This window comes from Amycolatopsis sp. BJA-103 (assembly GCF_002849735.1).
GTDB lineage: Bacteria > Actinomycetota > Actinomycetes > Mycobacteriales > Pseudonocardiaceae > Amycolatopsis.
In genome coordinates this window covers 3,974,003-3,989,034 of record NZ_CP017780.1, presented here as the reverse complement: position 1 = coordinate 3,989,034, position 15,032 = coordinate 3,974,003, and the positions used below count along the sequence as shown (strand labels likewise).

Below are 15,032 nucleotides of genomic sequence, written 5' to 3'. Positions count from 1 at the left end.
GTTGTGGACGATTGCCCGGGTTTCATCACCCGTCCGGGGGTTTCGAGGCCACTCAACGGGTTCTATCCAGGGGACACCGCCGATCCCGGTTGCCGTCGATGATCTTCGCGACACAGGATGACCTTCGATCGGGCTCGCTGTCCCCATCCTCCTGACCTGGGTCGATGGAAGCGAGGGGTGAGGCGGAGGCGGCATGGCGGAACGGCGTGGGCGAAATCGGTGGCGCCGGGGCATAGCGCTGCTCGCGGTGGTCGCCGTGGCCCTGCTGATGGGTGCCCCGCTGCCCGCGAGTGCCCAGACACAGCCGCGCGGAGCGGGCACCGAGCGGCCGATCGGGCCGGAGCCGGTGTACAACGGGCTGGCCCACGGTGGGGTCACGATGGCCGCCAACTCGGTGGTCCAATGCGGTATCGGCGTCGTTTGCGACGCCTCCGCGAGCAACGCGAGCCCGGTGTCGTGGATCAAGACCGATCCGGCCGCGCCCGGTAACACCGCCTCCGCCGCGAACCTGAGGGTGCCGGCCGGGGCGAAGGTGCTCAACGCCCGGTTGTACTGGCAGTTCAACCCGGTCGCTTCCGCCGGCACTTCCGGCGACGGGAACAAGGGCAACCAGGTCTCGGTGAAGAGCCCCGGTTCGAACACCTACCAGCGGATCACCGCCGACACCTACGACTGGTTCCCCGCCCTCACGACGGGCGGCTTCCCGACCTTGTACGCCTACGGCGGCGCCGCCGATGTCACGAACCTCGTCACCAACGCCGGGGCGGGGCAGTACACGGTCGCAGACATCCAGGCCTGTCAGGGCCAGTCGGTCAGCAGTACCAACCTCGGCTGCTGGGGCGGCTGGTCGCTGGTGGTGGCCTACGAGCTGCCCAGCGAACCGCTGCGCTACCTGCAGGTGTGGGACGGCTTGCAGCGCGTCGCCGGCGGCACCACCCCGAGCTCGGCGACCATCGCGCTGGGCGGCATCAAGGCGCCCACCTCCCGTCAGCCCAACGTCGAACTCGGCATCGTCGCGGGCGACGGTGACGCGCCCATCGCCGGTGACTACCTCCAGGTGGGTCCGAACGCCTCCAGCCTCCAGACCATCTCCATGCCGTCCCCGTCCGGTGTGTCGACCGACAACGCGTTCAGCAGCCGGATCGACCGTGTCGCGGCGAACGGCTCGGGCACCAACGTCACCACGCGCGATCCGAATCCGGTGAACAACGTCGGCTACGACTCCCGCAGCGTCGACATCACCGGCAAGGTCCCCGCCGGGACCACCGCGCTCCAGGTGAAGATCGGCACCGTCGGCGACGCGCTGTACCCGCAGGTGGTCTGGCTGGTCACCGACGCGCTCGAACCGGATCTGCAGATCACCAAGGCCAACGACCCGGTCGGCAACACCAACGACAGTCCGCCCGGGTACGTCACCAAGGGCGGTGACGTCACCTACACCTTCGACGTCACCAACAAGCATGCCGACGGCAGCGTCACCGACCTCGACACCGCGACGAACATCGTCCTCACCGACACCTTGCCCAATGGCGTCACGTTCGTGGCCGGGTCCAATCCGGACTGTTCGGCCACCGGGCAGGTGGTCACCTGCCGGGTGCGGAATCTGGCGGCCGGGCAGTCGCAGAAGGTCGCCTTCAAGGTCAAGGTCGGCGCCACGGTGCCGGACGGCACGAAGCTCGACAACACCGGCAAGCTGACCTTCCGCGGCGAGGACACCGGCCGCCCGCAGGAACGCACCTCGAACACGGTGCGGAACACGGTCGCCTCACCGGGATACCAGCTCACGAAGTCGGTCGACCTCGCCGAGGCGATCCCAGGGGATACCTTGACCTACAAGGTGACCTTGCGGAACACCGGCGTGATCCCGGTGCCCGCGCTCACCGTGCGGGACACGCTCCCGCCGGGCACGACCCACGTGTCGTCCGATCCCACGAAGGGCACGGCGTCCGGCACGGGGCCGATCGACTGGGCCGTGAACGGCCTCGCGGTCGGGGAAACCGCGACGCTGACCGTGCGCGTGAAGGTCGAAGAAGCCGCCATCGGCAAGGAACTGGTGAACCGCGCGACCGTCCCGATCGGACCGCCGCCGGTCGTCCCGCCCGACAACCGCTGCCCGGACGATCCCGCCGCGGCCTGTGCGAAGACCAAGGTGCCTCCGCCGTCGTACACGGTGACGAAGACCGTCGACAAGGAGTCCGCCAACCCCGGTGACACCGTGCGCTACACGGTCAACGTCGCCAACACCGGACGGGTGACCGCGGCGGGCCTCAAGGTCGTCGACGACCTGACCGGGTTGCTGGACGACGCGGTCTACCAGAACGACGCCACCGCGTCGCCCGGCTCGGTGTCCTATGCGGAGCCGAAGCTGACCTGGACCGGGACGCTCGCCGCGGGGACGAGCGCGGCGTTCACCTACACGGTGAAGGTGAAGAACCCGAACACCGGGGACAACCGGCTCAAGAACGTGGTGACGTCGGAGACTCCGGGCGGTAACTGTCCGCCGGGTTCGACGGATCCGAAGTGCGGTACGACGACGCCGGTTTCGGGCCTGCTCATCGAGAAGGCCGTGGACAAGCAGTCGGCGAATCCGGGCGATGTCGTGAAGTACACGGTGACCGTCCGGAACACCGGGCAGGCGAAGCTCACGGGCGCGACGTTCACCGACGATCTGACGCAGGTGCTCGACGATGCCGGCTACCAGAATGATGGTGCCGCGACGATCGGCACGGTGTCCTTCGCTTCACCGAAACTGACGTGGACGGGCGACCTCGGTGTCGGTGAAACCTCCACGGTGACGTACACGGTGAAGGTGAAGAACCCGAACACCGGGGACAATCAGCTCAAGAACGTGGTGACGTCGGAGACTCCGGGCGGTAACTGTCCGCCGGGTTCGACGGATCCGAAGTGCGGTACGACGACGCCGGTTTCCGGTTTGCTCATCGAGAAGACGGTCGACAAGCAGTCGGCGAACCCCGGTGACGTGGTCAAGTACACGGTGACCGTGCGGAACACCGGCCAGACCAAGGTTTCCGGTGCGACGTTCAGCGATGATCTGACGCAGGTCCTCGACGACGCGGATTACCAGAATGACGGCGCGGCGACGATCGGTGCGGTGTCGTTCGCATCGCCGAAGCTGACCTGGACCGGTGACCTGGACATCGGGCAGACGTCGACCGTCACTTACACGGTGAAGGTCAAGAACCCGAACCCAGGCGACAAGAAGCTGTCCAATGTGGTCACTTCCGATACGCCGGGTGGCAACTGCCCGCCGGGATCCACGGACCCGAAGTGCGGTACGACGACTCCGGTGTCGGGGTTGAAGATCGAGAAGGCTGTCGACAAGCAGTCGGCGAACCCGGGTGACGTCGTGAAGTACACGGTCACGGTCACGAACACCGGGCAGACGAGGTTGACCGGTGCGACGTTCACGGATGATCTGACCCAGGTGCTCGACGATGCCGGGTATCAGAATGATGGTGCGGCGACGATCGGTGCGGTTTCCTTTGCTTCGCCGAAGTTGACGTGGACGGGCGATCTCGACATCGGCCAGGCGTCCACAGTCACCTACACGGTGAAGGTGAAGAGCCCCAACACCGGTGACAACCTGCTGAAGAACGTGGTGACCTCGGAGACTCCGGGTGGGAACTGTCCGCCTGGATCCACGGATCCGAAGTGCGGTACGACGACTCCGGTGTCGGGCTTCAAGATCGAGAAGGCTGTCGACAAGCAGTCGGCGAACCCGGGCGATGTCGTGAAGTACACCGTCACGGTCACGAATACTGGCCAGACCAAGTTGACCGGTGCGACGTTCACCGACGACCTCACTCAGGTCCTCGACGACGCGGACTATCAGAACGACGGCGCCGCGACGATCGGTGCCGTGTCCTACGCGGCACCGAAGCTGACGTGGACGGGCGATCTCGAAATTGGGGGGATCTCGACCGTCACTTACACCGTGAAGGTCAAGAGCCCTGACCCTGGCGACAAGAAGCTCGTCAACACGATCACTTCCGAGACTCCGGGTGGGAACTGTCCGCCGGGTTCGACGGATCCGAAGTGCGGTACGACGACTCCGGTGTCGGGTCTGCTCATCGAGAAGGCCGTGGACAAGCAGTCGGCGAATCCGGGCGATGTCGTGAAGTACACCGTCACGGTCACGAACACCGGGCAGACGAAGTTGACCGGCGCGACCTTCACGGACGATCTGACGCAGGTCCTCGACGACGCGGATTACCAGAACGACGGAGCCGCGACCATCGGTGCGGTTTCCTTTGCCTCGCCGAAGTTGACCTGGACGGGCGATCTCGACATCGGCGGCACCTCCACGGTCACCTACACCGTCAAGGTCAAGAGCCCCAACACCGGCGACAACCTGCTCAAGAACGCGGTCACCTCGGACACGCCGGGTGGCAACTGTCCGCCGGGTTCGACGGATCCGAAGTGCGGCACCACCACTCCGGTGTCAGGAGTGAAGATCGAGAAGGCGGTCGACAAGCAGGCCGCGAACCCTGGTGATGTCGTGAAGTACACGGTCACGGTCACCAACACCGGGCAGACGAAGTTGACCGGTGCGACGTTCACCGATGACCTGACTCAGGTCCTTGATGACGCGGATTACCAGAGCGATGGTGCGGCGACGATCGGTGCGGTTTCCTACGCGGCACCGAAGCTGACCTGGACCGGTGATCTCGACATCGGCCAGGCGTCCACGGTGACCTACACGGTCAAGGTCAAGAACCCGAACCCCGGTGACAAGCGTCTGTCCAATGTGGTCACCTCGGACATGCCGGGTGGGAACTGTCCGCCGGGATCCACGGATCCGAAGTGCGGTACGACCACTCCGGTGTCAGGCCTCATGATCGAGAAGGCGGTCGACAAGCAGGCCGCGAACCCTGGTGATGTCGTGAAGTACACGGTCACGGTCACCAACACCGGGCAGACGAAGTTGATCGGTGCGACGTTCACCGATGACCTGACTCAGGTCCTTGATGACGCGGATTACCAGAGCGATGGTGCGGCGACGATCGGTGCGGTTTCCTACGCGGCACCGAAGCTGACCTGGACCGGTGATCTCGACATCGGCCAGGCGTCCACAGTGACGTACACGGTGAAGGTGAAGAGCCCGAACACCGGTGACAACCAGCTCAAGAACGCGGTGTCTTCGGAGACTCCGGGTGGGAACTGTCCGCCGGGTTCGACGGATCCGAAGTGTGGCACCACCACTCCGGTGTCGGGCTTCAAGATCGAGAAGGCTGTCGACAAGCAGTCGGCGAACCCGGGCGATGTCGTGAAGTACACCGTCACGGTCACCAACACCGGGCAGACGAAGCTGACCGGTGCGACTTTCGCCGACGATCTGGCTCAGGTTCTCGACGACGCGGACTATCAGAACGATGGTGCCGCGACGATCGGCGCGGTGACCTTCGCGTCGCCCAAGCTGACCTGGACCGGTGACCTTGACGTGGGCGAGGCGTCCACGGTGACGTACACGGTGAAGGTCAAGAGCCCGAACACCGGCGACAACCAGCTCAAGAACGCGGTGTCTTCGGAGACGCCGGGCGGGAACTGTCCGCCGGGATCCACGGATCCGAAGTGCGGTACGACCACTCCGGTGTCGGGCCTGCTCATCGAGAAGGCCGTGGACAAGCAGTCGGCGAATCCGGGCGATGTCGTGAAGTACACGGTGACCGTCCGGAACACCGGGCAGACCAAGCTCGCGGGTGCGACCTTCACGGACGATCTGGCTCAGGTCCTCGACGACGCGGATTACCAGAACGATGGTGCCGCGACGATCGGTGCGGTGACCTTCGCATCGCCGAAGCTGACCTGGACCGGCGACCTCGAGATCGGCGAGACCTCGACGGTCACCTACACGGTCAAGGTCAAGAGCCCTGTCCCTGGCGACAAGAAGCTCATCAACACCGTCACTTCCGAGACACCGGGCGGCAACTGCCCGCCGGGATCCACGGACCCGAAGTGCGGCACCACCACTCCGGTGTCGGGCCTGCTCATCGAGAAGGCTGTCGACAAGCAGTCCGCGAACCCTGGTGATGTCGTGAAGTACACGGTCACCGTCACGAACACCGGCCAGACCAAACTGAGCGGTGCGACCTTCACGGACGATCTGACCCAGGTGCTCGACGACGCGGACTACCAGAACGACGGTGCCGCGACGATCGGCGCCGTGTCGTTCGCATCGCCGAAGCTGACCTGGACCGGTGACCTCGGCGTCGGTGACACGGCCAAGGTGACGTACACGGTCAAGGTCAAGAACCCGAACACCGGTGACAACCGGCTCAAGAACGCGGTGTCGTCGGAGACGCCGGGCGGCAACTGCCCACCGGGGTCCACGGATCCGGCCTGTGGCACGGAGACGCCGGTTTCGGGGCTGGAGATCAAGAAGACCGTCGACAAGCAGTCGGCGAATCCCGGTGACGTGGTCAAGTACACGGTGACCGTCCGGAACACCGGCCAGACCAAGATCTCCGGTGCGACGTTCACCGACGACCTGACCAAGGTCCTCGACGACGCCGACTACCAGGACGACGGCTCGGCGACGATCGGCGCGGTGTCCTACGCCGAGCCCGAACTGACGTGGACCGGTGATCTCGGCATCGGCGACACGGCCACGGTGACGTACTCGGTCAAGGTGAAGAACCCCGGTGACGGCGACAAGAAGCTCGTCAACGGCGTCACCTCGGACACGCCGGGTGGCAACTGCCCGCCGGGTTCGACCGATCCGAAGTGCGGTACGACCACGCCGATCTCCGGCCTGCTGATCAAGAAGACGGCCGACAAGAAGCAGGTCGATCCGGGTGACACGGTGAAGTACACGATCACCGTCACCAACACCGGGCAGACCAAACAGGACGGTGCCACCTTCACCGACGACATGACCGAGGTCCTCGACGACGCCGACTACCAGAACGACGGCGCCACGACCATCGGCGGCGTCTCGTACGCGGCACCGAAACTGACGTGGACCGGTTCGCTCGACATCGGGCAGACCTCGACCATCACCTACACGGTCAAGATCAAGAACCCGGACACCGGCGACAAGAAGCTGTCCAATGTGGTCACTTCGGACACGCCGGGCAACAACTGCCCGCCGGGATCGAACGACCCGAACTGCGTCGCGGACGTGCCGTCCCGCGAACTGACGGTGAAGAAGACCTCGGACAAGCAGACCGCGAACCCGGGCGACGTCGTCACCTACACCGTCACGGTGGCCAATACCGGCAAGGTCGACCTGGTCGGCGAAGACGCCGCACGGGTCACGGACGACCTGTCCGAGGTGCTCGACGACGCCGACTACCGGAACGACGCCACGTCGGCGCCGGTCGCCGGGGTGTTCACCTTCACCGCGCCGAACCTGGTGTGGGCCGGTGATCTCCCGGTGGGGGCGTCGACCACGCTGAAGTACTCGGTGAAGGTGAAGAACCCGGTCACGGGTGACCACGAACTGCGGAACACCGTCAGCACCAACACGCCGGGCACCTGCCCGCCGCAGTCCGGCGACCCGGCCTGTTCGACCAGCACCCCGGTGCCCGGCATCTCACTGGAGAAGAAGGCGGACAAGGCCACGGCGAACCCGGGCGACGTCGTCAAGTACACGGTGACGGTGCGCAACACCGGCAAGACGAAGCTGGCCGGCGCCACGTTCACCGACGACCTCGGCCAGGTCCTCGACGACGCCGTGTTCCAAAAGGACGGTGCGGCGACGATCGGTTCGGTGACCTACGAGGAACCGAAGCTGACCTGGACCGGTGATCTGGAGATCGGGCAGACGGCGACGGTCACCTACAGCGTCAAGGTGACCAAGACCGGCGGCGACGGCAAGCTGACCAACGCCATCGTGACCGACACCCCCGGTGGCAACTGCCCGCCGGGCAGCAAGGATCCGAAGTGCGGCACGACGACACCGCTGTCCAGCTTGAAGATCAAGAAGACGGTCGACAAGACGGAGGCGAAGCCGGGCGAGGTCGTCACGTACACCGTCACGGTGGAGAACACCGGACAGGCCACAGTGGACGACGCGAAGTTCACCGACGACCTGACCCAGGTGCTCGACGACGCCACCTTCGACGGCACCGCGAAGGCCAGTACGGGAACGGTGACCTATTCCGCGCCGAAGCTCACCTGGAAGGGCGAGCTGAAGCCGGGGGAGAAGGCGACCGTCACCTACGCCGTCACCCTGCGGAAGCCGGCGACCGGTGACCACCGGCTCCGCAACGTGGTCACGTCCGACACCCCGGGCGGCAACTGCCCGCCGGGCTCGGCGAACCCCGACTGCGGTACCGACACCCGGGTGCCGCCGACACCGCCGACACCGCAGCCGCCGGACAAGCCGACCCCGCAGCCGCCGAACCGGCCGCCGGGCCTGGCGGTCACCGGTTCCCCGGTGAAGACGATGTCGATCCTGGCGCTGGGCATGCTCGCCATCGGCGCGCTGCTGCTGCTCGCCGGGCGGAGGCGCCGGGAGTTCTGATCGGGCTCGGCGCGGTAGGGGGTGGAGATCCTGCTTCCTACCGCGCCGGCACCGCGATCAGCGCTTCGACCTCGACGACGAGCTCCGGGCGAGCCAGCGCCGCCACGACGATCAGCGACTGGGCGGGCCAGTCCGCCTCCGGGTACCAGCGGGTGAAGGTCTCGCGCGTCGCCGTGCGGAAACCCTCGAGGTGCTCGGTGCCGGACAACATGCTGAACACCTTGACCAGGTGTTCCGGTCCGGCGCCCGCGGCTTCGAGCAGCCGTTCGAGGTTGACGAGCAACGCGCGGGTCTGGGACTCGGCGTCGGGCCCGGCCAGTTCGCCGTCGGGCAGGACGCCGATCTGACCGGACACGACGACGAGTTCGTGATCGGCCGGGACGCGCACCAGATGGCTGTACGGGCCGATCGGTGCGGCCACGGTCTCCGGATTCCAGCGCTCGATCATCGGTCCCCATCTCTCGGTGTTCGGCGGAGTTCGCCTTCCGAGTATCGATGACCGATGATTCCGGGCGACGGAGGGACTTCGGATGGCGAATTCAGGACCGAAGGCGCGCGCTCGCGCCACGACCGTCTGGCCGCTGATCCACACCGAGCGGGCGGCGCTGGCGAACGACCTCGGAGGGCTCTCCGAAGAGCGATGGGAGACACCGTCGCTGTGCGCCGGGCTCACCGTGCGCGAGGTGCTCGCGCATCTCACCGCGGGGGCGAGCCTCACCCCGGTGCGGTGGCTGGCCGGGGTGATCCGCTGCCGGTTCGATTTCGACGAGCAGGTCGCCATGCGGCTGGCCGAACATCTGGGCGCGAACGGCGCCGAGACGCTGGAGCGGTTCCGTCGTGTCGTCACCAGCACGACGAAACCGCCGTTGCCCGCCATCGCGATGCTCGGCGAGACGATCGTGCACGGCGAGGACGTCCGCCGCCCGCTGGGTCTCCGCCGGGACCATCCGATCGCCGTCCTCACCTCGCTGGCCGGTTACTACCAGGGCTCAGATCTCGTGGTGATGGCGAAGGGGCGCATCGGCGGGCTGCGGCTGGAGGCGACCGATGGCCCCTTCGCCGTCGGATCCGGGCCACTCGTTTCGGGCACGACTCTCGCGCTGATCATGGCCATGACCGGTCGGGCGCCCTACCTGGCCGAACTCCACGGCGACGGGGTGCCGGTCCTGCGCCGGCGCGTCCCGTCGTAAGGAGGCTCAGCCCTGTTCGAGGGGCAGGCCGGCGCCGGCCCAGTCCTCGATGCCCTCCCGGTACTTGCGGACGTCGGTGTAGCCGAGGGCGGTGAGCCGGTCGGCGACCTGTCCGCTGTTGGGGCACGCGGGGTTGGAGCAGTAGGTGACGATCGCGGCGCCGCGATCGGGCAGCACGGCGGCCGCCCGCGCGTCGACGTCCGCGAGGACGAGCGGGACGGCGCCGGGCAGATGCTGCTTGGCGTAGTACTCGCCACCCAGCGCGTCGACGACCGTCACGGCCTTCGCGTCGATCGCGACCTTCAGGTCGTCACGGGTGATGAGTGCGGTCATGTCGCTACCTCCCAGTTAATCGGACTAGAGTCCGTATGTGCCCCACGACCATAACGGACCGCAGTCCGCTTTTGCAACGTCGCTGGAACTCCTGCGGACGCCGCCGCCCAAGGAACGCGCGGACGCCGCCCGCAACCGCGCCGCCATCCTGGACGCGGCCGCGTCGCTGTTCGCCGAGCACGGCGTCGACGCGGTGTCCATGGATCAGGTGGCGGCGGCCGCGGGGGTGGGCAAGGGGACGCTCTTCCGCCGCTTCGGCGATAAGGCCGGATTGGCCGTCGCGCTGCTGGACGCACGGGAACAGGCGCTCCAGGAAGGGATCCTGCACGGGCCGCCGCCACTGGGGCCCGGTGCTCCGCCGTCGGAACGCCTGGTGGCATTCACCGGCGCCTACGTCGACTACGTGCTCGAGCATCTGGCCCTGGTGCGGATGTCGGAGACCGCCGCCCCGGGGGCGCGCTACCGGATCGGTGCCTACCGGTTCTGGCACCGGCACGTGGCGATCCTGCTCGACGGCACCCCCGACCCCGAACACGCCGCGCACGCCCTGCTGGCGCCGCTGGCGGCCGAGCACCTGACAGCGTTGGTGCCGGAGCTGGGGGAGAGCCGCGTCCGCGCCGGGATCACGCGACTCGCCGAACGGTTCGCGCCCGGCAAGTAAGGTGTCGGGGAGAACCCCGGGAGTGTGTCGATGACGGTGGAGCGCCGGACGTACCGGCCTGCCAGGCAGGCCGTACTGGTGCTGCTCGCCGCCGTCCTGACCGCGCTAGGCCTGTTCCTCGCGCTCCACTCCGGCGATTCCGCTTCGGCCGACGAGTCGCGCGGGGCGAACGCGACCGTCGACTCCTCGGTCTCCAAGGCCGTGGCGCCGGTGCGCGCCGTCGGCAGGCTCGCCGCCGAACCTTCGCTCCTGGGTGTGCACGGTCACGGTGACCTGCCTCTCTTCGGGACCGTCCCGCACGGGCCCGCGTCGACGACGCTGCTCCGCCTCAGCGAACTCCACGCCGACGTCACTCCTCCCTCGCGCGCGGCGCACCGCCTCGCGCTGGGGGATCGAGCTCCTCCTTTCCCGGTAGCCGTCTGAAGCTCACGGGCACGTCTTCCGCGTGCCCGGACCGGGAATCCGCGCGCCTTCAGTCGCGCGCGGAGGAATTCATCGAGGAGAAACCTTCGTGCCGCGCGAAACCGCGCGGCGAGGCATGACCGGGCGAGCCGTCGTCTCGCTGGTCATCCTCGCCGCGACCGTGTACTTGTTGCTGACCACCGCCCCGCGCCTGGGGCTCGATCTGCGCGGTGGCACGCAGATCGTGCTGGAGACCAAGGATTCGCCCACCATCACCGCCGACGCGGAGACCACCGACCGGACGCTCGAGGTGCTGCGCCGCCGGGTCGACGCGCTGGGCGTCGCCGAGCCCATGCTGGCCCGCTCCGGGGACAAGCGGATCATCGTCGAACTGCCCGGCGTGCGGGATCCGCGCGAGGCCGTCGAAGTGATCGGCCGCACCGCACAACTGTCCTTCCACCCGGTGCTCGGAGCTTCCACCGACGCGGCCCAGGGAAGCCGCGTGCTGCCCGACGAGAGCGGCCAGCCGATCACGCTGGGACCCGCGGCGCTGACCGGTGAAGGTGTCGACAAGGCGCTCTCGACGATCGATTCACAAGGCGGCGGCCATCTCGTTTCCGTTGACTTCAAAGGGGATTCCGGCCGCGCCTGGGAGCGGCTGACCGGGCAGGCGGCCTGCTCGCCACCCGGTGATCCGACCCGCCGGGTGGCGATCGCGCTCGACGACAAGGTGATCTCGTCGCCCCAGGTGAGTCCGCAGGTCGCCTGCGGGGTCGGGATCGTCGGCGGGAGCACGCAGATCACCGGGCGCTTCTCCCCGGCCGAGGCGAAGGACCTGGCGTTGCTGATCAACGCCGGCGCGCTGCCGACGCCGGTCGAGATCATCGAGCAGCGCACCGTCGGCCCCACCCTCGGTGCCGCCGCGATCGACGCCAGCGCCCGCGCGGCCGTCATCGGCCTGGGACTGACCGCGCTCTTCCTGCTCGCGGTGTATCGCCTGGCCGGACTCATCGCCGTCGGTGCCCTGGTGGCCTACGCGGCGGTGTCCTACGGCGCGTTGCTCGCCATCGGAGCGACGCTGACCCTGCCCGGTCTCGCGGGCTTCGTGCTGGCCATCGGCATGGCCGTCGACGCCACCGTGCTCGTCTTCGAACGGGCGAGAGAAGAACATTCGGTGAAACAGGGAGGCTCGCTGCCCCGGTCGGTCAGCCGCGGGTTCAGCGGGGCGCTGTCGGCGATCGTCGATTCGAACGTGACCACCCTGCTCGCCGCGGGGCTGCTGTTCTGGCTGGCGTCCGGCCCGGTGCGCGGGTTCGGAGTGACGCTGTCCATCGGCGTGGTCGTGGCACTGTTCATCTCGCTCGTGCTCACCCGCCTGCTGCTGCACCTCACGATGCGGGGTGTGGTCGCGCGCAAACCGCGGCTTTCCGGGCTCACCCACGAAGGCCGGGTCCGCCAGTGGGTGAACCGGCGCGATCCGGAGTTCCTCGGCAAGCCCCGGCGCTGGCTGATGGTGGCGGGCGCGATCGTGATCGCCGCGATCGCGGGACTGTTCGTGGCGGGACCGAACCTGGGCGTCGAGTTCACCGGCGGCCGGGTGATCGAATACAGCACTTCGGCGCCCGCCGACGTCGAACAGGTCCGGGACGCGGTGTCCGACGCCGGATTCCCCCGCGCCGTCGTGCAGGTGTCCGGTGAGAAGGACATCTCGGTGCGCACCGAGCCCATCGACGAGGCCGCCACCGAGCGGATCCGGACCGCGGTCTCCGGGGTGGCGGGCGACGCCACCGAGATCCGCGACGAGCAGATCGGCCCGAGCCTCGGCGCCGAACTGCGCACCAAGGCGGTCGTCGCGCTCCTCCTCGCGGTGCTGGCGCAGCTGATCTACCTCGCGGTGCGGTTCGACTGGCGGCTCGGCCTGGCCACGGTGGCGGCGCTCGCCCAGGACGTCCTGATCATCGTCGGGATCTTCGCCTGGCTGGGCAAGTCCATGGACGGCGTCTTCCTCGCCGCGCTCCTGACGGTGATCGGCTATTCGGTCAACGACTCGGTGGTGGTCTTCGACCGGGTCCGGGAGGTGCGGGGGCAGCGCCGCAAGGAGCCGTTCGCCCGCGTCGTCGGCACGGCGGTCCTGCAGACGCTGCCCCGGACGATCAACACCGGGATCGGGGTGCTGTTCGTCCTCGGGGCGCTGCTGTTCCTCGGGGACGGCTCGCTGGCCGACTTCGCCCTCGCGCTCCTGCTCGGCCTCATCGCGGGAACGGTGTCCACTGTGGCCACCGCGGGTCCCGTCGCGATCCTGCTCGACAAACGCTGGCCAGGGGCCGGGCGTCCGGTCAGGAAGCCGTCGCGGGTACGGGAGCGCGACGACAACGGCGCGGTGGTGTGATCGGCGTTCCTTTGTGGACGGCCTCTATGCTCGTTCCCGGTGGCAGGGGAGTCCACCGGGAACGAGGGGCGGGTAGATGATCCAGAGCGTGCTCGTCGGTGCGGTCGTCGTGCTGGCCTGGACGATGACGGCGGCACGGCTGGAACGGTGGCAGATCACCGCGCCGATGGCGATGGTCGCGGCGGGGCTGGCGATCGGGTTCAGCACCCGCAACGATCTCGGCAACGGGCTCAACACCGAGATCGCCCTCAACGCCGCGGAACTGATCCTCGCCCTGCTGCTGTTCGTGGACGCCACCGCGGTCAAGGGCGGCTATCTCGGTCATGACGCCAAGACCGCGGTGCGGCTGCTGCTGATCGCGCTGCCGCTGACGATCCTGATCGTCATGGGGGTCGGCCTGCTGGTGCTGCCGGGGCTCGGGTGGACGGTGGTGCTGCTGATCGCCTGCATCATCGCCCCCACGGACTTCGCGCCCGCGACGTCGGTGGTGCACGACGTCCGGGTGCCCGAACGCGTGCGGCATCTGCTGAACGTCGAAAGCGGCTACAACGACGGCGTCGTCGCCCCGGTGTTCATCTTCGCGCTCACCCTCGCGGGGAGCCGCAATCAGGCGAACACGCCGGGTGAGGCGCTGCAGACCGCGATCCCGGCGGCGCTGCTGGCCGTGCTGGCGGGCTCCGTGATCGGCGCGGTCGCCGCGGTGGCGATGAACGTGACGGGCAAACACGGCTGGTCGACGCGGCATTCCGCACGGGTCGCCGCCGTCGCGCTGCCGCTGCTGACCTACACCGCCGCCGTCGCGATCGGCGGCAACGGTTTCGTCGCCGCGTTCATCTGCGGGATCGCCTACAAGACCGCGCGGCATCCGAGTGAGGACGAACTCGGGCTGGCCGAGGACGTCAGTTCTCTGTGCGGGCTGCTGATGTGGTTCGTCTTCGGCAGCACCGCGGTGCTGGTGCTGTCCTTCGGCCTCACCTGGGGCGTCGTGATCGTCAGCGTCGTCGCGCTGACCGTCGCCCGGCTCATCCCGGTGCTGCTCACCTTGCTGCGGACCGATTTCCGGTGGCGGGACCGGATGACCATCGGTTTCCTGGCGCCACGCGGCGCGGCGTCGATCGTGTTCGGCCTGCTGGCCTACAACTCACTCGACGGGGACGCGGCGGACGTCGCGTTGAGCGTCATGTCGGTGACGGTGCTGGCGAGCGTCGCCGCGCACGGCGTCGGGGCGTCGGCGTTCCTGAACCGCAAGTCGAAGACCTCCTGAGCAGGGCACCTCGTGAGGTGGCGGGGTCGGCGCGGATGAAGGGGTCCTTCGCCGCGTCCGATGCCGAGCGGCCGTGTCGCGAAAGCCACTTTCGGGACGTCTGATGTCCCGAAAGTGGCTTTCGCGACGTCCCGGGAGGCTGGTGTGGCCTTCATGGTGGCGTTGTGGCTGAACCCACGGTGAGCGAAGGCGTGACTCGCGTGATTGGGGCCGGATCTCGCGTGATCAGAAGGCGAACTCCGTGATCGTCTCCCGATCACGTGAGATCCGGCTCCAAGCACGCGTGATCCGTCTCTGATCACACG

8 protein-coding genes are annotated in these 15,032 nt (G+C 67.8%); 6 read left to right on the top strand and 2 right to left on the bottom strand.

Annotated features, from left to right (window positions below):
* The first annotated feature begins 193 nt into the window (after window positions 1-193).
* Window positions 194-8,488, top strand: coding sequence for a DUF7927 domain-containing protein (locus BKN51_RS17215; protein ID WP_101608621.1), 8,295 nt, complete (start codon window positions 194-196; stop codon window positions 8,486-8,488).
* A 37-nt stretch (window positions 8,489-8,525) separates the two neighbouring features.
* Here the strand turns inward: BKN51_RS17215 and BKN51_RS17210 are convergent, their stop codons facing one another.
* Window positions 8,526-8,936, bottom strand: a complete 411-nt coding sequence (locus BKN51_RS17210) for a RidA family protein (protein WP_101608620.1) — start codon at window positions 8,934-8,936, stop codon at window positions 8,526-8,528.
* 82 nt (window positions 8,937-9,018) lie between these two features.
* Here BKN51_RS17210 and BKN51_RS17205 point away from each other — a divergent pair, with 82 nt between their 5' ends.
* Complete coding sequence (locus tag BKN51_RS17205; protein ID WP_101608619.1) at window positions 9,019-9,678, top strand: maleylpyruvate isomerase family mycothiol-dependent enzyme; 660 nt, start codon at window positions 9,019-9,021, stop codon at window positions 9,676-9,678.
* A 6-nt stretch (window positions 9,679-9,684) separates the two neighbouring features.
* Here BKN51_RS17205 and BKN51_RS17200 read toward each other — a convergent pair whose 3' ends face one another.
* The gene (locus BKN51_RS17200) at window positions 9,685-10,011 is read right to left on the bottom strand and encodes a rhodanese-like domain-containing protein (protein WP_101608618.1); all 327 of its coding nucleotides are present in this window, start codon (window positions 10,009-10,011) and stop codon (window positions 9,685-9,687) included.
* Window positions 10,012-10,093: 82 nt separating this feature from the next.
* On the opposite strand from BKN51_RS17200, the gene BKN51_RS17195 reads away from it, so the two are divergent.
* The 4 genes from BKN51_RS17195 (at window position 10,094) to BKN51_RS17180 (ending at window position 14,727) form a co-directional block, all read left to right on the top strand.
* Window positions 10,094-10,672 carry a TetR/AcrR family transcriptional regulator gene (locus BKN51_RS17195; RefSeq protein ID WP_101613272.1) on the top strand — a complete coding sequence of 193 codons (579 nt, stop codon included), beginning with the start codon at window positions 10,094-10,096 and terminating at the stop codon, window positions 10,670-10,672.
* 30 nt (window positions 10,673-10,702) lie between these two features.
* On the top strand, window positions 10,703-11,095 hold the full coding sequence (locus tag BKN51_RS17190) for a hypothetical protein (protein ID WP_233224206.1): 393 nt from the start codon (window positions 10,703-10,705) through the stop codon (window positions 11,093-11,095).
* An 88-nt stretch (window positions 11,096-11,183) separates the two neighbouring features.
* Complete coding sequence (gene secD, locus BKN51_RS17185; protein WP_101608616.1) at window positions 11,184-13,463, top strand: protein translocase subunit SecD; 2,280 nt, start codon at window positions 11,184-11,186, stop codon at window positions 13,461-13,463.
* Between the two features lie 76 nt (window positions 13,464-13,539).
* Window positions 13,540-14,727, top strand: a complete 1,188-nt coding sequence (locus BKN51_RS17180) for a cation:proton antiporter (RefSeq protein ID WP_101608615.1) — start codon at window positions 13,540-13,542, stop codon at window positions 14,725-14,727.
* The last annotated feature ends 305 nt before the right edge of the window (window positions 14,728-15,032 follow it).